The sequence below is a fragment of the Streptomyces sp. NPDC088354 genome (genome assembly GCF_044753585.1).
Lineage (GTDB): Bacteria > Actinomycetota > Actinomycetes > Streptomycetales > Streptomycetaceae > Actinacidiphila.
Genome location: NZ_JBIVNJ010000001.1, coordinates 674,397 through 693,785 on the forward strand (window position 1 = coordinate 674,397; position 19,389 = coordinate 693,785).

The following is a 19,389-nucleotide window of genomic DNA, read 5'->3' on the forward strand; positions in this document are numbered from 1 at the left end:
GTCCTTTCACTGCAGTTCATTGCCTTGCCTAATATTTTACCTGTGCTTGAGGTCGCTGCGATCTCCACGGGCCGTCCGGGAGCGGCTTCTGCACCGCTTCCGTACAGCTTCCGTCCTCGCTTCCGGCACCGCTTGGGAGGCCGCTGGGCACTACGCCTAAGGTGGCCCCTAGCAATCGGTCCACCCTGCCCTCGAAGGACATCGATGCCCCCCAAGACAAAGTCCCGCCGCGTGCGCCTGATCGTGATCGGGGTCGTACTCCTGCTGGTGGCGGGCATCGCCTTCGGGTCGTACTGGAGCGTGGCGACCGTCCGCGCGTCCCTCCCGCAGACCGCCGGCACCCTGCAGCTCAAGGGCCTGTCCGGGCCGGTCCAGGTCAAGCGGGACGGCAACGGCATCCCGCAGATCTACGCGGACACCCCGCAGGACCTCTTCCGCGCCCAGGGGTACGTCCAGGCCCAGGACCGTTTCTACGAGATGGACGTGCGCCGGCACCTCACCGCAGGCCGCCTCTCGGAGATGTTCGGCAGCGGCCAGGTGGAGACCGACGCCTTCCTGCGCACGCTGGGCTGGCGCGAGGTCGCGCAGACCGAGTACGACACCAAGCTCTCGCAGACCACCAAGGACTACCTGCAGGCCTACTCGGACGGTGTCAACGCCTACTTGGCGGGCCACAAGGGCGCCGACCTGTCCGTGGAGTACGCGGCCCTGTCGCTGACCAACGACTACACCCCGGAGAAGTGGACGCCGGTCGACTCGGTCGCCTGGCTCAAGGCCATGGCCTGGGACCTGCGCGGCAACATGCAGGACGAGATCGACCGCGCGCTGCTGACCAGTCGGTTGAACGCGAAGCAGATCGCCAGTCTCTACCCGGCGTATCCGTACGCGCGGCACCGGACGATCGTGGACAGCGGAACGGTCAATACCGTCACGGGTGCGTACGAACCACCCAATTCCGCCACCGGCACCGGCACCGGCGCTGGCACCGAGACGGGCACGGGCACGGGCACGGGCACGACGGGAACCGGCACCGGCACCGACACCGGCTCGACCGTCGACGAAGCCGCCGGCAACCTGCAGTCGCAGCTCGCCTCGCTCTCCGGCACCCTCGACCAGATCCCGGCGCTGCTCGGCCCCAACGGCAACGGCATCGGCTCCAACTCATGGGTCGTCGCCGGCGGCCACACCACCACCGGCAAGCCGCTGCTCGCGAACGACCCGCACCTGGCGCCCCAGATGCCCTCGCTCTGGTACCAGATGGGCCTGCACTGCACGGCGGTCTCCAAGGCCTGCCCCTTCGACGTCGCCGGCTACACCTTCTCCGGAATGCCGGGCGTGGTCATCGGCCACAACCAGTCGATCGCCTGGGGCATGACCAACCTGGGAGCCGACGTCACCGACCTGTACCTGGAGAAGCTGAGCGACGACAGCTACTTCTACGACGGCAAGCAGCTGCCCCTCAAGACCCGCCAGGAGACGATCAAGGTCGCCGGGGGAGCGGACCGCACGATCACTGTCCGCAGCACCAACAACGGCCCGGTGGTCTCCGACCGCAGCTCCGAGCTGCTCAAGGTCGGCGACAGGGCGCCGGTGGACAACTCCGCGCCCGACCGGGGCAACGGCTACGCGATCTCCCTGAAGTGGACCGCCCTGCAGCCGTCCAAGACGATGGACGCGGTGTTCGAGCTGGACACGGCGACCGGCTGGGAGGAGTTCCGCGCCGCGGCCCGCGACTTCGCCGTCCCCTCGCAGAACCTGATCTACGCCGACGGCAAGGGCGACCACGGCAACATCGGCTACCAGGCCCCCGGGCAGGTCCCGACCCGCGCCGCGGGCTACGACGGCACCTACCCGGCCCCCGGCTGGGACCCGAAGTACCAGTGGGGCAAGCCGATCCCGTTCGACGCCATGCCGTGGGAGTTCAACCCGCCCCGCGGCTACATCGTCACCGCCAACCAGGCCGTCGTCGACCAGCGCAAGTACCCCTACCTGCTCACCCAGGACTGGGGCTACGGCACGCGGAGCCAGCGGATCAACGACCTGATCGCGTCCAAGATCAAGGACAGCGGGCTGGTCTCGATGGACGACATGCAGAAGATGCAGAGCGACAGCAGCAGCGAGATCGCCAAGCTGCTGGTGCCGTACCTGCTGAAGATCGACATCAAGAACGACAAGGACGACTACGTCCGCAACGCGCAGAAGCTGCTGGAGAGCTGGGACTACAACCAGGACGCGGACTCCGCGGCCGCGGCCTACTTCAACGCGGTCTGGCGCAACACCCTCAAGCTCGCCTTCGGCAACAAGCTGCCCAAGGAGCTGCGGCCGAAGGGGCAGTGCCTGACCGTGCCGGCGACCGACCGGTCCGGTCCGGTCGACGACCTCAGCGGCAAGTCCAAGCTGGTGCGCGAGTGCGGCCAGCGCGACGCCGACCAGGCGCAGCCGGACGGCGGCGACCGCTGGTTCGAGGTCGTGCGGTCGATCATCAAGGACGAGGACAACCCGTGGTGGACCACGTCCCCCACGGCCTTCTTCGACAAGGACAGCGGCAAGCCGCGCACGACCCGCGACGAGCTGCTCGCCCAGGCGATGAAGGACGCCCGCTACGAGCTGACCGCCAAGCTCGGCAAGAACATCGACACCTGGAGCTGGGGCCGGCTGCACCAGCTGGAGCTGCGCAACCAGACGCTGGGCACCGGCGGTCCTGCCGTCGTCCGCTGGCTGCTCAACCGCGGTCCCTGGAACCTCGGCGGCGGCGAGGCGGCGGTCGACGCCACCGGCTGGAACGCGGCCGGCGGCTACGAGGTGGTCTGGGTGCCGTCGATGCGGATGGTGGTCTCGCTGGACGACTTCGACAAGTCGCGGTGGATCAACCTCACCGGCGCCTCCGGGCACGCCTACAGCGCGCACTACTCGGACCAGACGACGAAGTGGGCCAAGGGCGAGCTGCTGCCGTGGGCGTTCACCAAGCAGTCCGTGGACGCGAGCACCGACGACACGCTCGCGCTGACGCCGTAAAGCGCTGACGCCACCACGCCGGGGACGCGGGCAGTGGACGTACGTCGAGGGGGCGGGCCCGCGGGCCCGCCCCCTCGCGCGTTCAGCGGCTCCCCGGCCGCCCGAAGCGCCGCACGCCGTCCGGGGTGACCACCGCGTCCACCGGCCGGTCGTGCGGCTCGGCGGGCACGTGCTCCAGCACTTCGTGCCCGTACAGCAGGACCACCAGGGCCGGCGTCGCCCCGCCCGCCTCCAGCCGGGTCAGCACGCGGTCGTAACTGCCGCCGCCGCGGCCTAGGCGCAGGCCGTTCGCGTCGGCGGCGAGACCGGGCAGCAGCACGGCGTGGGCGCCCGTGACGGCATCCGGGCCGAGGCGGCGGCCGGTGGGCTCGTACAGGCCGTGCGACGTCCGCACGAGCGCGTCCGGGCCCTCGTAGGCCCCCCAGTCCAGATCGTTGTCGGGCAGCAGGACGGGCAGCAGGACCCGCGCGCCGCGCTCGCGCAGCGCCTCCAGCAGCGCACGGGTGCCCGGTTCCGCGCCCATCGAGACGTAGGCCGCCACGGTCCTGGACGCTCCGGACAGCTCGGGCAACTCCAGCGCGTGCCGGGCGATTCCCCGTTCCGCCTCCTCGCGGAAACCTTCCGTGAACCCACTCCTCATCCGCAGGAGGGTTTTCCGCAACTCGGCCTTGCTACCGTGACTGCCACTCATTTGGCCCACAATCGCCGCCTATACCCGTCATGCAACCGGAACTTCATCTTCACCTCATATGCAGCGGATATTGTGCAGACCATGACTCACGCGCGTACTCGGATCAGCAAGGCTGTCATCCCCGCAGCCGGCCTCGGCACCCGTTTCCTCCCCGCCACCAAGGCGACACCCAAGGAAATGCTTCCGGTCGTGGACAAGCCCGCCATCCAGTACGTGGTCGAGGAGGCCGTCGCGGCCAACCTCTCCGATGTCCTCATGATCACCGGCCGCAACAAGCGCCCGCTCGAGGACCACTTCGACCGCAACTACGAGCTCGAAGAGGCCCTGACCCGCAAGGGCGACGAGTCCCGGCTCGCCAAGGTCCAGGAGTCCAGCGACCTGGCGACCATGCACTACGTCCGCCAGGGCAACCCCCGGGGCCTCGGCCACGCGGTGCTCTGCGCCGAACCGCACGTCGGCGACCAGCCCTTCGCGGTCCTGCTCGGTGACGACCTGATCGACCCCCGCGACCCGCTGCTCAGCACCATGATCGACGTCCAGGAGCGGCACGGCGGCAGCGTCGTCGCGCTGATGGAGGTCGATCCCGGCCAGATCCACCTCTACGGCAGCGCGGCGATCGTCCCCACCGACGACGACGACGTGGTCCGGATCACCGACCTCGTCGAGAAGCCCGCACAGGGCGAGGCGCCCTCCTCGTACGCCATCATCGGCCGCTACGTCCTGGACCCGGCGATCTTCGGTGTGCTGGGCAAGACGCAGCCCGGCCGCGGCGGCGAGATCCAGCTGACCGACGCCCTGCGCGAACTGGCCCAGGAGGGCGGCCCGGACGGCCCCGTGCACGGCGTGATCTTCAAGGGCCGGCGCTACGACACCGGAGACCGCGCCGACTATCTGCGTGCCATTGTCCGACTGGCATGCGAACGTGATGACCTGGGCCCGGACTTCCGGACCTGGCTGCGTTCGTACGTCAACGAGGAGATGCAAGCTTGAGCAGTAGCACGGCCGCCGGTGCCGATCGCGTCTGGTCCGTCTCGGAACACCTCGACAACATCCTCCGGCAGCTGAGGCCCCTGGAGCCGATCGAGCTGCAACTGCTCGACGCCCAGGGGTGCGTGCTCGTCGAGGACGTCATGGTGCCGGTGTCGCTGCCGCCCTTCGAGAACAGCTCGATGGACGGCTACGCGGTCCGCACCACCGACACCCAGGGCGCGGACGACGAGCACCCGGCCGTGCTCACGGTCATCGGTGACGTGGCGGCCGGCAGCGGCGAGCCGCCGACCGTCGGCCCGGGCGAGGCCGCTCGGATCATGACCGGCGCCCCGCTGCCGCCCGGCGCCGAGGCCGTCGTCCCGGTCGAGTGGACCGACGGCGGCAGCGGCGAGGCGGGCCCGGTCACCGGCATGTCCGCCGCGAGCCGTACGCCCGAGGCGTCCTCGGGCGAGGTCCGGGTCTACCGGCAGGTCGAGGCCGGCGCGCACGTCCGCGCCCGCGGCAGCGACGTGGCCGCCGGTGAACTGGCCCTCGCCGCGGGCACGGTGCTGGGGCCGCCGCAGATCGCGCTGCTCGCCGCCGTCGGCCGTGCCGCGGTGCGGGTGCGCCCCCGTCCGCGGGTCGTCGTGGTGTCCACCGGCAGTGAACTCGTCCCGCCCGGCGAGGCGCTGGGCCCCGGCCGTATCCACGACTCCAACAGCTACATGCTCACCGCCGCCGCGCGGGACGCCGGCGCCCAGGCGTACCGCGTCGGGGCGGTCGCCGACGACGCCGAGACCTTCCGCGCCACCGTCGAGGACCAGCTGATCCGCGCCGACCTGGTGGTCACCAGCGGCGGCGTCAGCGTCGGCGCGTACGACGTGGTGAAGGAGGCGCTGGGCGAGGAGATCGAGTTCCGCACGCTGGCCATGCAGCCCGGCAAGCCGCAGGGATTCGGGTTCGTCGACGCGGGCGCCCGCGCCGAGACGGAGCCCTCCGGGGAGGACGAGGAGGCGGCCGTGGAGCCGGAGCGCACCCCGCTGGTCGCGCTGCCGGGCAACCCGGTCAGCGCGTATGTCTCCTTCGAGCTGTTCGTGCGCCCCGCCATCCGCACGCTGATGGGCGTCGAGCCGGTCCACCGGCCGTCGCTGCGGGCGGTCTGCCCGGCGGCCGTGACGTCCTCGCCGAAGGGCAGGCGCCAGTTCCTGCGCGGCCGCTACGAGGCCACCGCCGGCACGGTCACCCCCGTGGGAGGGGCGGGATCCCACCTGGTGGGGGCACTCGCCCACGCGAACTCGCTGATCGTGGTCCCGGAGGACGTCACGGAGATCGCCGCGGGCTCCGAGGTCGACGTGGTACTGCTCGACTGAGCGGGTAGCGTACTGCCCACGCGAGCACGCGCGAGCAGTGGGAGTGTCCGTAGCGATGACAGAACAGCAGCGCCTGACGCACGTCGACGACGCGGGCGCGGCCCGTATGGTCGACGTCTCCGCGAAGGACGTCACCACCCGCACGGCACGCGCCACCGGGCGGGTCCGGGTCTCGCCGCGCGTCATCGAACTGCTGCGGGGCGAGGGCGTCCCCAAGGGCGACGCCCTCGCCACCGCGCGCATCGCTGGCATCATGGGCGCCAAGCGCACCCCCGACCTGATCCCGCTCTGCCACCCGCTGGCGGTCTCCGGGGTGAAGGTGGACCTCGCCGTGGGCGACTCCTCCGTCGACATCACCGCCACCGTGCGGACCACCGACCGCACGGGCGTCGAGATGGAGGCCCTGACCGCGGTCAGCGTCGCCGCGCTCACCGTGGTCGACATGGTCAAGGCCGTGGACAAGGGCGCGGTCATCACGGACGTACGGGTCGAGGAGAAGACCGGCGGCAAGTCCGGGGACTGGAGCCGTAGCTCGTGAAGGCGCTCGCGATCACCGCGTCCAACCGCGCCGCCGCCGGGGTCTACGAGGACCGGGGCGGCCCTCTCGTCGTCGCCGGGCTCGCGGAACTGGGCTTCACCGTGGACGGCCCGCGCGTCGTCCCGGACGGCGAGCCCGTCGGGCACGCCCTGCGGCAGGCGGTGGCGGAGGGCTACGACGTCGTCGTCACCACCGGCGGCACCGGCGTCTCGCCCACCGACCGCACCCCCGAGGTGACCCGCGACGTGCTGGACTACGAGATCCCCGGCGTCGCCGAGGCCATCCGCGCCGCCGGCCGGGAGAAGGTGCCCACGGCGGCGCTCTCCCGTGGCGTGTGCGGCGTGGCCGGGCGCACCCTGGTGGTGAACCTTCCCGGATCCACCGGCGGTGTCAAGGACGGGCTGGCCGTGCTGGCCCCCTTGCTGGTGCACGCCGTCGACCAGCTCCGCGGCGGCGACCACCCTATGTCTGGGAGACCGAGCTGAACGTGTCCTGGCCGGCCGAGCTGGCGGACGGGGACGTCCTCCTCCGCCCGATAAAGATGCGCGACCAGCGTGCCTGGCGCGAGGTCAACCGCCGCAACCGCGACTGGCTGCGGCCGTGGGAGGCCACCGTGCCGCCCGCCCCGCCCGGCCACCTCGCCCTGCGGCCCACCTACCGGCAGATGGTCCGGCACCTGCGCCACGAGGCCGCCTCCGGCCGCATGATGCCGTTCGTCATCGAGTACCAGGGACGGCTGGCCGGGCAGATCACCGTGGCCGGCATCACCTGGGGCTCCATGTGCAGCGCCCACATCGGCTACTGGGTCGACGAGGCGGTCGCCGGGCGCGGCGTGATGCCGACCGCCGTCGCCCTCGCGGTGGACCACTGCTTCCGCGCGGTCGGCCTGCACCGCATCGAGGTGTGCATCCGGCCGGAGAACCGGCCGAGCCGGCGCGTGGTGGAGAAACTCGGCTTCCGCGACGAAGGACTGCGCCCCCGCTATCTGCATATCGACGGGGCGTGGCGCGATCATCTGGTGTTCGCGCTGACGGCGGAGGAGGTGCCGGAGGGAATGCTGCACCGCTGGCATCAGGCGCGACCCGGCACAGCTCACAAATAAAATATCTGTTCGAAATACGTCGCCGATCCGACTCTCGCACGAACGCAATCAGAAAAAAATTTCGGCGTATCAGCCAGATCGTGCGACACACCGCGCCAAATTGCGTATCCCCCGTCGCGAACCCCCCTACCGTGTGATGCGTGAGCAGCAGCGGCCTCATCTACGCAGTCATCGTCGGGGCCTGGGCTGCCTACTTGGTGCCGATGTGGCTCCGTAGGCAGGACGAGCTCAACGAAGCGCGCCCGACGGAACGCTTCAGCACCGCCATCCGGCTGCTGTCCGGACGCGCGGCGCTGGAGCGCAGGTACGCCAAAACGGCGGACCCGGACGAGGAGACCGAGGGAGACCCCGCGGTCGACGTCCGGGACCTTGCCGTGCCCGCGCCCGAGGTGCCGGCCCAGCCCAAGCCGCTGCAGGCCAAGCCGCAGCCGCAGGCGCAGGCCGGGGCGCAGTCGAAGACCAAGAAGCCCAATCCGCGGGCCAAGGTGCTCGCCGCGCGCCGCCGCACCACCACGCTGCTCTTCCTCGGCTTCACCTTCGGCATGATCGTGGCCGCCGTCGGCGGTGTCGCCTTCCTGTGGGCCCCGGGCATCCCCGCGGTGCTGCTCACGATCTACATCGCCCACCTGCGGGCGCAGGAGCGCCGCCGCTTCGAGGTCAAGCTCGACCAGCGCCGCGCCGCGGAGGCCGCCAAGCGTCTCCGTGACGCCCGCACGGTCCGTGAGCACGCCCCCGAGGCCCCCGACGTGGCCGAGCCCGCGCCGCTGCCCCCGCCCGAGGAGCCGGCCACGGCCGACCGCCGCGCCCTCGTGGAGCAGACCGATCACGCCGAGTGGGTCGACCAGCAGCGGACCCCCACCGAGGACACCTGGGAAGTCCCGGCTCCCCGCCCCACCTTCTCCACGGCCCCCGTCACCCCCCGCCGCACCCGCGACCGCAGCCGCACCCCCCTCTTCGACCAGCACTCCGACCGCGACCGCCCCCGCGCCGCCAACGAGTGACCCGCCGGGGGTGAGCGGAGCACCCCCGCCGGGATGCTAGAGTTTTCCTCGTTGCAAGGGCCTGTGGCGCAGTCCGGTAGCGCACCTCGTTCGCATCGAGGGGGTCAGGGGTTCGAATCCCCTCAGGTCCACAACAACGGGCCGTTCACGACTTAGGTCGGGAACGGTTCACGAGATCCCATCCAGATCGCTTGTCTGGATGGGATTTCCTGCATTTCAGGCTAGGTACGGCTCGGATACCGCTTCGGGGAGCCCCGTCCGGTGCCGAGGGCACGGCGAGCGGAGCCGGCGATGGTCGCGCGGGCATGGCGAAGCGGCCGTGGGACCGGAGTGCTGGTGGTCCCACGGCGCGGCGGTGTGGCCTCGCTTGTGCCTGCCGGACGTCTACGTGGCGGGGTTCTCGGGCGGCGGGGTGAGGATGTCGCTCTCTTCGAGGACGTCCCTCGCCTCGTACGGATCGGGCGTCTGGGGAACCTCGCCGATCGTGTAGTACTCCGCCTTCCACAGGCGTCGCTCGCGGAGGAACGACTCGATGGTCCTCAGGTTCTCGACCATGAGCTGGACGGCGGTCAGCAGGGTCTGCGCGACCCGTCCGCGGCTCTGCCGCTTCTCGCGGGCGTGCAGAAACGTGTCGACGTTCTTGGCGCGGCCGTTGAGCCCTTCGATGTGGCTGCGCAGGCCGCGGTAGGCGCGTTGCCAGAGCGCGCGGCCCCAGGGGAGTTCCTGGCGCAGTTTGGGCATCACGTCGGCCGGCACTGTCACCGTGGACTGTTGGCAGATCGCGGGGCGTTGGTGCTTGGGGCTGTTGGGCGGCCGGACCGTTGGGCGTGCCCCGGGATGGGCGCGACGGGCGCGTGGATTGTCCAGGTCGACGGTGTGCGCGGCGCGGGCCGTGCGTGGCGGCTGTGTGCGGCGCCGCGATCGGTCGGCGTCCGCGTCGCGCTCCTGGGCCCAAGGGCAGGTGACGCGCGGGCTGGTGCCTGCTGCGGGGCACTGGCGGCGTTCCAGCCCGCGGTGGTCTGCGGACTGCTTCAGGGGCAGGACGTAGGGGTCTGCCTGGACGATGAGAGGCAGCAGTTCCTCCCTCTGGGAGCTGCCCTTCGCGGCGGACATCTGGTGGTAGGCGTCGATGATCCGCTGCGGTGTGTGGGGGCACAGCAGGTCGCCCGCGATGGCGATGGTTCCCTCGGGGGCGTCCTTCTCCTTCTTGACCATGGTGGTCTTGTAGTCGAGGACGACCTTGTAGCCGAGAGCGCGTACGGGGGCGTGGAAGTTCTCGACCTTGGCATCGGAGTAGGCGAGGTCCCCGGCGATGAATCCCTTGACGGGCCAGAGCCGCTGGACGATCTGCAGCAGGCGGACGGCTTGGGGACCGATGTCTTTGCTCGGCGCGTGGATGGCCATGCCCATGCACAGTTGGGGGTAGCGACGGGAGGTGGACGGGTCGCTATGTCCCGCCACCAACAGCGTGGCGCTGTAGCCGAAGGTCTCATCACCGCCGCCGGAGACGTGCAGGCCGGCCGTCACTTCGAGCGACGCGTGTCGCCGGGTGCTCGGCCGGGCCCAGGTAGGGACCGCGGTTGTGTCCACCGACAGATCGCCACGCCAGTCGTTCATCAGACCGCGGGCGACGGCGATGCGGACGGGCACCAGGACGAGCCGGTTGGCGATGCGCGAAAGCGCGTGCGAGGCATCGAGATTGCGCGGATGGGCCCAGGCCTGACAGTACGGCTCTGTTTCGTGGCGGGCCATCCGGGTCCGCCGGTCGTGCCGGGCCGGGTCCAGCAGGGTCGTGATGCGGGACCACGCGTCGTAGAAGCGCTTCGCCGAGGCGTGCGTGGCATCGATGTCCGTCGCATCGACCGGTCTGAGCCCGAAGTACTGCAGCCAGTGCTTGCGCAGACGGAACTGCATGCACTCCCAGGCGTCGTCGATGTTCGTGCTGCGTGTCTCGCGAGCGGCGAGGATCAGGCCGACCAGCACGGTTTCGGCGGGGAGACCGCGAGGGCCAGGACGGGCGGCCTCCAACGGGGCGAGGTCGTCGAGAATGCCGCTGGCCCGGACGAGGTCGAGGACCTGCCGCACATGGCGGTCGTTGAGCTTGGAGGGATGCGGTGACGGCGCCGGCCTGCGCTCTTCACGCTTGTGCGTCATGCCCACCCCCGCAGCAGGCGAACGGCGGCGTCTTTGGAGATCTCTGGCACCCAGGCCAGGTAGGGAGCGAGAGAGGCGGCGGACTGCAGGCCGGCGGCCTTGGCGACGAGGTCGGAAGGGACTCGGTCGCGGAGGAGGGAGACGATCCAGGTCGCGCGCAGGCGTCTCATGTCCGGGACGGGGACCTTGCGATCACGAGGCCGGTTTCTGTCGACCCAGTTGCTGATCGCGTTCTTCGGGTGCTCCACCTCGCGGTCTGGGGCGTACAGGTACCGGTGGCCCGCGGTGCTGGCGAGTTCGGCGAGGGTCTCCTCCCAGAGCGACCGGCAGACGATCAGCCGGTCGCTGCCAGGAACGCGGACGACAACCGCATCGCTGGTCAGGACGTGAATGTCCGTCCCGCGCACAGCGAGCATCTCTGCGGGGAACAGGCCGCAGCCGGCACCCAGAGCAAGCATCGCCCGGGCGTTGCCACGGCCGGTGGGGGTGGGCGGAAGGTTGTCCGCCCACACGGCCAGGCGGGTGAGGGCGCTCGCGCTGTAGGGCCGCGCGCGGGATCGGTCGGCGCTCAGGTGCGGCCGCGCCGGCTCGCCGCGCTCGACCCAGACCAGCACCTCGCGGACCCTGCTGAGCAGCGATGCGTAGGTCTGGAGCGTGCTCGGAGCGTGCTTCGTGCCCGTCAGCAGGCAGTGGGTGATGGTCGATTGGTCCAGCCACACAGCCGGGTCGCGGGGCACGCCCGCTCGCTCGGCATGGACAGCGAGCATCGCCACCACACGCAAGACCGTGGTGAGCCGGTACGGAACGTGGTCGGCCACGGTCGCGACGAGCATCCGCACGCCGTCGGCAACCGCCTCCCACTCCGGCGGTGCGTCTTTCGGGCGGTACCGCAGGATCGCATGACTCATCTCTGGCTCCAGCACGACATGCCACGAATAGCGGCTAATCAAATAGCCGCATTGCTGGACATAGTGCACGTCGACGTGGAGGAGCGCATCTCGATGCCCGGTGGCACGCACCGCAGCACGGCCCCGAGGGACTTTGCCGTGGACCCGGACCTGTGGCCCCACGCGCCGCTGCCCGGGCACCCGCAGGCGGGGGTCGTCCAGGCCCTCGCGCGGGCCCTGGAGCGCGAGATGGCGCGTCAGGGCCTCAGCCTGAGGCAGTTGGCGCAACTGAGCGGGATCAACCGGCAGGTCATCGCGAACCTGCTCCGGGGGGACAGTTGGCCCGACGTCGTCACCGTCAGCCGCCTTGAGGACGGTCTCGGGATGCCGCTGTGGCCCGGGGCGACGAGCCCTGCGTCGGCCGTCGCTGGAGACATGAAGTGACACGTATGCCTACTTTCCGCACATTCTCAGGTGGAATGGCAGGGTGAAATCGGCCACGCGTCCCCGAGCGGAGATGCTCTCCACTAATCTCGGGTGTACGTGAACCATGATCAGGGGCACGTGAGGTGCCGCCGGGGGGCAACCCGGCGGCACCACCCCTGAAGCAGTGACCAGGAGCGCGTGGTCTGCGTCAGGCGGCCTCCGAGGTGTTGTCGGCGCGAGCGATCTCGTAGACACCGCGGGAGACCTTGACTACAAGGCCCTTGCGCGTGAGGCGATTCAGGGCCGTTCGGACGTTTTCGGTGGGTCGCTTTGAGCTGCGCAACTTGTCGGTTCTTCCCTGATCTCTCAGGCGGTTGATGGCTTCCAGGACGTCACGGACGCGCAGGGGCCGGTTCGCGCTTGCCATGAGGTTCATGATCAGGTCCGGAAGCGTTGCCGTGCCTGACTCGTTATCGACTTCCGTCACGGCAGGCTGAGGATCGTCTGTTGGGGTGAGGTCCTCAGCCTCTGCGTCCCGATCCTCGACGGTTTCGCCCTCAGTCGCTTCGCGTGGTTGCTGCGGAGAGACGCCCAGGTCGGGCAGCGACTCGATGAGTGACGTGTAGAGGGCCTCGAGACGGGCCAGGCGCCCCTCGGCTTGGGCGAGTTGCGATCGCAGAGTGGAACAGCCCTCGTGCTGCTGCTTCATCTGCTCGTGCACCAAGGTCAGGGTGTCCAGCACGGCGGAATGCGCGCCTGATTCCATCGGCATGCTTCCTCCTGCGTCATGGCCAACATCAACCAGGCGCAAGCGTAGGGGACTTGTCGGGTATGACGGGCCAAGATCCAGGAAATCCGGCGACGGAAAACAGAGCTTGCCAGACACGGTCGGTTCTGGACTGCACGCGACGGTTGCAACCGACCAGGCGCCTGGTTTGGTTGCGACTGCCGGACTGCCTGGAACCGAGCCTGACGGGTCGGTCTCTCCTGTCGTTGTGCGTGCTTGGGGCGGATGTACCAGTCGGCCATGCGAGCCGGCTCGGCGTAGCTCGACTGGGGTTGCGTCCGCAGCGCCGGGGCGGGTGCCGAGACGCTCGTGCCTGGACTGTGCGATCAACGTACTGAAGTCCCTGAGGGGTGCCGACATTTGCTATCCGCTGGCTGTGACGGCCTCTGATTGCAGAGCGATCCGGCGAGCTGCGGCGGCAGTAATCTGCTCGGGCCCGAACTCGGCGACCAAGCGGTCCAGCAGCGTGTTCAGACGCGCAGCCTCATCGGCTCGATCTCGGGACATGCCGTCACGCAGGACCCGAGTCGCGTACTCATCCGGATCCTGCCCGGAGGCTGCAGCGGCATCTCGCACCCTCGCGTAGACCTCGTCGCTTACTTGCACACTGAGCAAGTGCATGCCGTCCTTGCCAGGATATGCGGTGGACAAGGTGTCGATGGGCAGCAGGTCGCCCAGTGCGGCCCAGACGCCGCTCAGAGCAACCTGCCGGTTCGCAGTCCTGATCACGGTGAGCAGACGGGTCCGGTCGGCCGAAACCGCCAGCGGGATTGGGCATTTGTGTCGGGCAGCCCTGAGCTCTCTCTTGAGGGCTGGGCGAATCAAGGTGACCTCGATGGCGTGCACTGGCATAGCCGCTCCTTGTGGGGGATCTATATGGGAGTCCGTCGATGGGAGCAGTCGGAGACGAGTCATCGCCCGCAATTGGCCAGACGCCGCCGACGGTCTTCGACGGATCTCAGAAGAGCGTGATCGGTCCGGCCGGCAGCCACCCATCGAGGTAGCCGTCGACGAGATCGGTGGTGCGGTCGGAGTGCGGTTCCCGAAGGACATCGTCAAGTACTGCACGCGGCGTCCACCGAGCCTTCAGGTCGGGGCGGTCGGTGGCGAATGGGGCAGAGAGCATTGGGGGGCCGATGCGCGCCAGGAAGACGTGCTCCTCCACCCGTACGGCCGATGTGCCGTCCGGAGGACGGGCCCAGCGTCGCCCGATCACGGAGCCCCAACGCACGGCTCGCCCTCCGAAGTAGCGTTCCGCCACTCGAGCAGCGGCTTCCGCGTAGGACTCCGTCGATCTGAGGGAACTTTGCGGCAAGGCCCAATGTGGCGGATCCGAATCAGGGCACGGGAAAAGAGCCACCCTCTCATCAGTGTCGATCGCGACGAGGGTGGCCATGCGGCGAAATCGAGGAGCAAGGACATCCATGAGAGCAGCATCGAACACGGCTAGACAAATAGCCACTGGGTTGAGCCGGGAGAGCGGTCGATACCATATGCCAAGTGACTGCCGATTCTGGTGTGCGACGCTTCGTGCGGCCATTGCGTCGGGCCAGGCCGAGGTTGTCCGTAGAAGGCTGGCTCGACCGGTCGTGCTCGGTGGTAAGCAGCAGCGGGATCCGCTCAGCAGAACATCCTCCGAGTCCCGTCCATTGCCGTGGCGGCCGATGCAGTGCGGGCTGGCGCGCTTCGGGGGCATCCGCCGATGTTGCGACGGTTTGAGCACCGAGAACCGCATCAACCGGGCATCGGGAGGGCGCCGTCCCGTGCCAGCGGGCGCGGCCAGGACACCATTGCCCTGCGGTACCTCATCGTGCGGGCGCGATCTGCCTGCGGACCTCAGGGTTCGCGTTTGACTCGAACAAATCTGCGCCGTAAATTGAGCAGTGTTCAAGTTGCACGGTGTTCAAGTTCGGGATGAGGGGTGTTGCGATGACGACCGCCACGTCGGTTGCCTTCCGGCCCGGGAGGGCGTTGCTGGCGCTCTCCCTCTCGGTGGCCGTGGTTCTTCTGGGGAGCACCATCCTCAATGTGGCGCTTCCACAGATGCAGAAGGCACTCGGTGCCGGGGCCACGGGCCAGCAGTGGATTCTGAACGCGTACACGTTGACCTTCGCGGGCTTTCTGCTGGTCGCGGGGAACGCGGGCGACCGGTTCGGGCTCAAGCGTCTGCTGGTCTGGGGGACGGCAGGATTCGCGCTCACCACTGCGATCGCCGGGTGCCTGGACTCGGTTGCCTGGGTGATCGTCATGCGCGCACTGACCGGCGTTGCCGCGGCGACCATCATGCCGACCAGTCTTGCGGCGATCCTCCGGATCTTCCCGGCGGAGAACCGGGCCCGGGCGATCACGATCTGGGCCGCGGCGTCCGGTCTCTCCCTCTCGCTCGGTCCACTGCTGGGCGGGGTCATGCTCAGCGCAGGGCTCTGGTGGGGTTCGGTCCTGGAACTGGTCGCCGCGTTCGCCGTGCTCGCACTCCTGGCGACGATCTTCTGGGTCCCGGAGGTCGCGGGAAGCGGTTCGGGTGATCTTCGCGTTCAGCCGGTGGCCGGCTCGCTCGCGGGAATCTCCCTGCTGGTCTACGGAGTGATCCACGTCAACGAGGGCGGATGGGTCACGGCCGGCACCCTGGTGCCCCTGATGGCGGGCATCGTCGTTCTGCTGGGTCTGGTCGTCACGGAGATCCGTCATCACGAGCCCTTGGTCGACATTGCCCTCTTCCGGCACCCGTCATTCACCATCGCGGCGACGGCGCTGACCCTCGGCTCATTCGTCGTCTTCGGCTACCTGTACGTCGACACCTTCTACCTCCAGGAGGAACGGGGCTTCTCGCCGCTGCAGACCGGGCTTCTGCTGCTTCCGCTCTCGGCGGGACTCGTACTGGGCGCGCCGCTGTCGCGGCGGTTGTCTCAGCGGATGGGCGCGCGGTTCGCACTGGCAATGGGGCTCGGCCTGATGGCTGTCGCATTCGTCGGCATGGTCGGTCTCGGTGCGCATACCAACGTCACCTGGTTCATGCTCGAAGCCTTTGTGCTGCAGTTCGGTTTCGCGCTGGTGCTGTCTCCGGGAATGACGCTGGCCTCCTCCTCCGTGCCGCCGCAGCGAGCAGGCGCTGGATCCGCGCTGCTGAACACCCTGCGCCAGTTGGGCAGCGCGCTGGGCGTCGCGGTCCTGGGATCGATCCTGTGGTCTCACTTCGCGGGCGGCATGGACGTCCGGCTCGCCAATGTCCCGGCAGGTGTGCGCGAGGCCGCCTCTTCCTCGCTGACCTCCGCCCTGGCGACGGGTAACCGCGCCGCCCTTCAAGCGGCCGGGCCGTCCTTCCTCGGTGCGATGCACACCGTTTCCCTTGTCGCGGCCGGTGTGTCGGCGGTCGCCGTGGCGGCCACGGTCTTCTTGGGCACGGGTAGCCGATCCCGAGTCCCGCAGCAGCCGACGGCCGAGGCCGCAGGCGAACCGGTCTGGATGGGCCGGTGAGCGGCTTGCCGCCACCCAGCCGGCTCCCAGGCCGAACCTCATCAGGCGGTGCCTCACCGACCGAGCATTAGGGTGGGCCTTCGGAGGTTCGTGTGTTCGCTCGTACGCACCGGTGGCCGCCAGCCGTCCGGCACCACCGAACACTCCAGGACCACCGCTCTCAGAAGGAACAGCACCATGCGTTTGAGTCGCGCGATAGTTCTCAGCAGGGCGCTTGAGCTGCTTGACGAAGCGGGCCTGGAAGCGCTGACCATGCGCAAACTCGCCACGGCGCTCGACGTGCACGTCGGCGCCCTGTACTGGCACTTCGACGACAAGAAGGCACTGCTGGACGCCATGGCGGAGGAGATTCTGTCCGGGATCGCCGCCCCCGACCCCTCGTTGGAATGGCGAGCACGGCTGACAGGTCTGGCCGGTGCGCTGCGCCAAGCCATGTGCTCACGTCGCGAAGGCGCACGACTGGTCGCGGGAACGTTTGTGGTGCAGCCGAACACCCTACGTACCGGACGGGCGCTCACAGACACGCTGCTGGACGCCGGCGTCGTCCCGGAGCGCGCACCAACGCTTGCTTTCGCGCTCTTCTACTACGTGCTCGGCCACACCATCGAGGAGCAGGCTCGCGACAGCATCCCGCATGAGTCATTCGAGGCCATGTTGTCCGAGGCCGAGGCTGAGGCCGCCCGCGCAGGCGAAGACCCCGATACGTCACTGCGGGCCATGTACGCCGTCGACGCGGGCGAGCGCTTTTTCAGCGGCCTGAATGTTTTCCTCGACGGGCTGGCAGCCGAGGGGGCGCAGCGGCCGCACCGGCCGAGTTGACCCTGCCCCACTCGCTCGCAGGGGCACACGTTCCCCCGACGGTCATGCCTGGACCACCGACGTAACGGTGGTCCAGGCATGGGCGTCGACGACCCAGGTGCGCGCCCGTTTTCATGCCGCCACCTTGTATTGAAGGGCTGCCCGAAGTCGTCAAAAGCGACTGTCCCCGTACCTGGCGAACCGGCTCGCCGCCATTGATGAACGCCCATGGCCCGGGGGACATCCACGGCGGTGCGAACCGACTCCGCGGTCAGGAGGAATGAGAGGAACCGGAGGCCGCCGCGTCGGTGATCTGGCGAGGCGTCGTTCCCAGCCACCAGGCCGGGTGGGCGGATCCCTTCGTGGTGCGGCCGTCATTGTGGACGTAGTAGCGCTCATCGCGGCCCGGGGTACTCAGCTCTCCCGCCAGCGCCCGCTCGAGCCATTCGGCCCCGAAGCGGAAGACTTCTCCCGCGGTACCGCCCAGTGGATGGAACTCGTTCTCGTAGACGCGCATCTCCTTGGGCGCCCGAACCCGCTCATATGTGGCGAGAGCCTGCTCCAACTGGGTGAGTTCGTCGAACTCGCCGATCCCCATCAGCAGTGGACACGTGATGTCCGAGACAAGAGCGCCCAGGGGCATGCGCTGCGCCAACTCCGCGTCGAAGAGATCCTCGTCGGTGTAGCCGGACATGTACATGTAGTTGTTCTTGAAGCTGGGCTGCGCCCGTTCGAAGATCGTCTCGAAGTCACCGGAGACCGCCTCGAAAGTTGCCACGGCGGCGAGCCGGGAGTCGGTCGCCGCCGCACGCATGCCCCAGTAGCCGCTCATGCTGATCCCGAACATGCCGATGCGCCGGGCGTCGACCTCAGGCAGCTCCGCCAGGTAATCGATGTAACGACCGATGGCCCGCTCGTAGTTGGTCAGGTCCACCGCCAAACCGCCCGCACGCGACTCGCCCTGGCCCGGCCCCTCGATGGACAGGGCCACCACGCCGCGGGAGGTGTAGTACCGCTCGGCGGCGTAAATGTAGTCCTCCTTGATCATGTCCATTCCGGGGCCGAGGATTACGGTGGGCGCACCTCGTACCTCGCCGGCGGGCAGGTGGAGCAAGGCATAGATGTGCTTGCCCTCGAAGTCGAGGACCACCCGGCGCACCCGGTTGCCGCGCAGCTCGGAGAGACGGGCCACACAGTGATTGCACCGGTCACGGAACGCGGTCTTGCGGGGGTCTCCCGCGTCGAAGACGGAGTACTGGGCCCGCCCCCACATCACGGCCCCACGCAGATAAAGATCCGCAGCCGTCTGAGCGAAGCCCTCCGCCTCATGGTGCGTCGCGCGCTCCTCCGCCTGGGCGGCCACGGTGGCCCAAGCCTTGGGAAGCATCGCGCCGCTACGGACCTGCGTGAAGACCTTGTCGAAGTCGGTGTGATCGTGACCCAGCTGTTCCATGGTGCCCTTGGCGGCCGGGTGCAGCGCGTCGAAGCCGCCCTGGGCGATGGCGATGTCGAGTGCCCAGTTCTGTCCGGTGGAGCGCGCGGTCATGACGGATCCTCTCGTTCGACCCCCACCTTCGTCTCAGAGGACATCTTCTCCCGTCGTTTTATCCTGCTATACGCGCTTGGACCGGAGTGTCGCCCGTCGAGCAAAGGCCGTTCACCGACGTCGAGAGAGCCGGCGCGCATTGCCACGTCGGCGGACAGGCGCGGGGAGTATCAGGCACGTCTGAGCTCGAACAATTTGTGCCTCGTAAGTTGGCCGGGCCAAGCTCGGCTCGACGAGCGATGCGACGGACAGCCCGTCAGGTCGACGTTCAGGCCGCACATGAAGTGCTCGCGCACCGCGGGTCAGCGCTGGAGGATCTCGACCAGGCGGGGGACCTGGGACGTCATGCCCTGGTGCACGAAGTCCGTGAGGTCCGCGAGGGACTCCGCGCGGTGCGTCTCCAGTCCGTAGCCGCGGGCGAGGTCCAGGACGTCGATCCCGGAGATGTCGAGGTAGTCGCCCTTGGGGACGTGCAGGATCTCGGAGAATTCCTCCAGGGCCCGGTATCGGTGGTTGGTGCAGACCACGTATGTCAACGGCACCCGGTAGCGGGCGGCACTCCACAGGGCGGAGGTGGTGTACTGCGTCGCGCCGTCCCCGATCAGGGCGACGACGGGTCGCTCGGGGCGGC

Annotated in this window: 18 protein-coding genes and 1 tRNA gene; 11 read left to right on the forward strand and 8 right to left on the reverse strand. The window is 69.0% G+C overall.

Annotated features, from left to right (window positions below; all coding sequences use genetic code 11):
* Nucleotides 1–204: 204 nt before the first annotated feature.
* Nucleotides 205–3,015, forward strand: coding sequence for a penicillin acylase family protein (locus ACIP98_RS03185; RefSeq protein WP_401973394.1), 2,811 nt, complete (start codon nt 205–207; stop codon nt 3,013–3,015).
* An 82-nt stretch (nt 3,016–3,097) separates the two neighbouring features.
* Here the strand turns inward: ACIP98_RS03185 and ACIP98_RS03190 are convergent, their stop codons facing one another.
* Nucleotides 3,098–3,706: a 5-formyltetrahydrofolate cyclo-ligase gene (locus ACIP98_RS03190; RefSeq protein ID WP_401973395.1), complete on the reverse strand. Its 609-nt coding sequence runs from the start codon at nt 3,704–3,706 to the stop codon at nt 3,098–3,100.
* Between the two features lie 81 nt (nt 3,707–3,787).
* On the opposite strand from ACIP98_RS03190, the gene galU reads away from it, so the two are divergent.
* From galU to ACIP98_RS03225, 7 genes are all read left to right on the forward strand, one after another.
* The gene (gene galU, locus ACIP98_RS03195; RefSeq protein WP_319661796.1) at nt 3,788–4,696 is read left to right on the forward strand and encodes a UTP--glucose-1-phosphate uridylyltransferase GalU; all 909 of its coding nucleotides are present in this window, start codon (nt 3,788–3,790) and stop codon (nt 4,694–4,696) included.
* A complete protein-coding gene (glp, locus tag ACIP98_RS03200; RefSeq protein ID WP_401973397.1) occupies nt 4,693–6,045 on the forward strand; it encodes a gephyrin-like molybdotransferase Glp in 1,353 nt (450 codons plus the stop codon). The genes galU and glp overlap by 4 nt, the downstream gene beginning before the upstream one ends.
* 55 nt (nt 6,046–6,100) lie before the next feature.
* On the forward strand, nt 6,101–6,583 hold the full coding sequence (moaC, locus tag ACIP98_RS03205) for a cyclic pyranopterin monophosphate synthase MoaC (RefSeq protein WP_319661794.1): 483 nt from the start codon (nt 6,101–6,103) through the stop codon (nt 6,581–6,583).
* Nucleotides 6,580–7,068 (forward strand): molybdenum cofactor synthesis domain-containing protein, encoded by a 489-nt coding sequence (locus ACIP98_RS03210; protein WP_319661793.1) that lies wholly within the window; start codon nt 6,580–6,582, stop codon nt 7,066–7,068. The genes moaC and ACIP98_RS03210 overlap by 4 nt, the downstream gene beginning before the upstream one ends.
* The gene (locus ACIP98_RS03215; RefSeq protein WP_319661820.1) at nt 7,065–7,685 is read left to right on the forward strand and encodes a GNAT family protein; all 621 of its coding nucleotides are present in this window, start codon (nt 7,065–7,067) and stop codon (nt 7,683–7,685) included. The genes ACIP98_RS03210 and ACIP98_RS03215 overlap by 4 nt, the downstream gene beginning before the upstream one ends.
* A gap of 140 nt (nt 7,686–7,825) precedes the next feature.
* Nucleotides 7,826–8,686: a hypothetical protein gene (locus ACIP98_RS03220; protein ID WP_401973399.1), complete on the forward strand. Its 861-nt coding sequence runs from the start codon at nt 7,826–7,828 to the stop codon at nt 8,684–8,686.
* 57 nt (nt 8,687–8,743) lie between these two features.
* Nucleotides 8,744–8,817: transfer RNA gene (locus ACIP98_RS03225), tRNA-Ala, on the forward strand.
* Between the two features lie 253 nt (nt 8,818–9,070).
* On the opposite strand, the gene ACIP98_RS03230 is transcribed toward ACIP98_RS03225, so the two are convergent.
* Both ACIP98_RS03230 and ACIP98_RS03235 read right to left on the reverse strand, forming a co-directional pair.
* On the reverse strand, nt 9,071–10,840 hold the full coding sequence (locus ACIP98_RS03230; RefSeq protein WP_401973401.1) for a hypothetical protein: 1,770 nt from the start codon (nt 10,838–10,840) through the stop codon (nt 9,071–9,073).
* A complete protein-coding gene (locus tag ACIP98_RS03235) occupies nt 10,837–11,817 on the reverse strand; it encodes a hypothetical protein (RefSeq protein WP_401973403.1) in 981 nt (326 codons plus the stop codon). Before ACIP98_RS03235 ends, ACIP98_RS03230 begins: the two co-directional genes overlap by 4 nt.
* Between ACIP98_RS03235 and ACIP98_RS03240 the strand changes: the two genes are divergently transcribed.
* On the forward strand, nt 11,800–12,171 hold the full coding sequence (locus ACIP98_RS03240; RefSeq protein WP_401973405.1) for a helix-turn-helix domain-containing protein: 372 nt from the start codon (nt 11,800–11,802) through the stop codon (nt 12,169–12,171). The two genes, ACIP98_RS03235 and ACIP98_RS03240, sit on opposite strands and share 18 nt — an antisense overlap.
* Nucleotides 12,172–12,361: 190 nt before the next feature.
* Here ACIP98_RS03240 and ACIP98_RS03245 read toward each other — a convergent pair whose 3' ends face one another.
* From ACIP98_RS03245 to ACIP98_RS03255, 3 genes are all read right to left on the reverse strand, one after another.
* Nucleotides 12,362–12,925, reverse strand: coding sequence for a hypothetical protein (locus ACIP98_RS03245; protein WP_401973407.1), 564 nt, complete (start codon nt 12,923–12,925; stop codon nt 12,362–12,364).
* Between the two features lie 378 nt (nt 12,926–13,303).
* Nucleotides 13,304–13,786 carry a hypothetical protein gene (locus ACIP98_RS03250; RefSeq protein ID WP_401973409.1) on the reverse strand — a complete coding sequence of 161 codons (483 nt, stop codon included), beginning with the start codon at nt 13,784–13,786 and terminating at the stop codon, nt 13,304–13,306.
* 112 nt (nt 13,787–13,898) lie between these two features.
* Entirely contained in the window at nt 13,899–14,105 is a 207-nt protein-coding gene (locus ACIP98_RS03255; RefSeq protein ID WP_401973411.1) for a hypothetical protein, read from the reverse strand.
* Nucleotides 14,106–14,869: 764 nt separating this feature from the next.
* Between ACIP98_RS03255 and ACIP98_RS03260 the strand changes: the two genes are divergently transcribed.
* Together ACIP98_RS03260 and ACIP98_RS03265 are read left to right on the forward strand one after the other, a co-directional pair.
* The gene (locus tag ACIP98_RS03260; protein ID WP_401973412.1) at nt 14,870–16,414 is read left to right on the forward strand and encodes an MFS transporter; all 1,545 of its coding nucleotides are present in this window, start codon (nt 14,870–14,872) and stop codon (nt 16,412–16,414) included.
* Nucleotides 16,415–16,591: 177 nt separating this feature from the next.
* On the forward strand, nt 16,592–17,233 hold the full coding sequence (locus ACIP98_RS03265) for a TetR/AcrR family transcriptional regulator C-terminal domain-containing protein (RefSeq protein WP_401973414.1): 642 nt from the start codon (nt 16,592–16,594) through the stop codon (nt 17,231–17,233).
* Nucleotides 17,234–17,483: 250 nt separating this feature from the next.
* Here the strand turns inward: ACIP98_RS03265 and ACIP98_RS03270 are convergent, their stop codons facing one another.
* On the reverse strand, nt 17,484–18,758 hold the full coding sequence (locus ACIP98_RS03270) for an alpha/beta hydrolase (protein WP_401973416.1): 1,275 nt from the start codon (nt 18,756–18,758) through the stop codon (nt 17,484–17,486).
* 302 nt (nt 18,759–19,060) lie between these two features.
* Nucleotides 19,061–19,389 (reverse strand): thiamine pyrophosphate-dependent enzyme (locus tag ACIP98_RS03275; protein ID WP_401973418.1); only part of this gene is annotated, 329 nt, incomplete at its 5' end.

Bases quoted from the DNA above. Each gene is read 5' to 3' on its own strand.
- ACIP98_RS03230 (WP_401973401.1), bottom strand. From the start codon at position 10,840: ATGACGCACAAGCGTGAAGAGCGCAGGCCGGCGCCGTCACCGCATCCC.
- moaC (WP_319661794.1), top strand. From the start codon at position 6,101: ATGACAGAACAGCAGCGCCTGACGCACGTCGACGACGCGGGCGCGGCC.
- ACIP98_RS03260 (WP_401973412.1), top strand. From the start codon at position 14,870: ATGACGACCGCCACGTCGGTTGCCTTCCGGCCCGGGAGGGCGTTGCTG.
- ACIP98_RS03245 (WP_401973407.1), bottom strand. From the start codon at position 12,925: ATGCCGATGGAATCAGGCGCGCATTCCGCCGTGCTGGACACCCTGACC.
- ACIP98_RS03265 (WP_401973414.1), top strand. From the start codon at position 16,592: ATGCGTTTGAGTCGCGCGATAGTTCTCAGCAGGGCGCTTGAGCTGCTT.
- galU (WP_319661796.1), top strand. From the start codon at position 3,788: ATGACTCACGCGCGTACTCGGATCAGCAAGGCTGTCATCCCCGCAGCC.
- ACIP98_RS03185 (WP_401973394.1), top strand. From the start codon at position 205: ATGCCCCCCAAGACAAAGTCCCGCCGCGTGCGCCTGATCGTGATCGGG.
- ACIP98_RS03270 (WP_401973416.1), bottom strand. From the start codon at position 18,758: ATGACCGCGCGCTCCACCGGACAGAACTGGGCACTCGACATCGCCATC.
- ACIP98_RS03190 (WP_401973395.1), bottom strand. From the start codon at position 3,706: ATGAGTGGCAGTCACGGTAGCAAGGCCGAGTTGCGGAAAACCCTCCTG.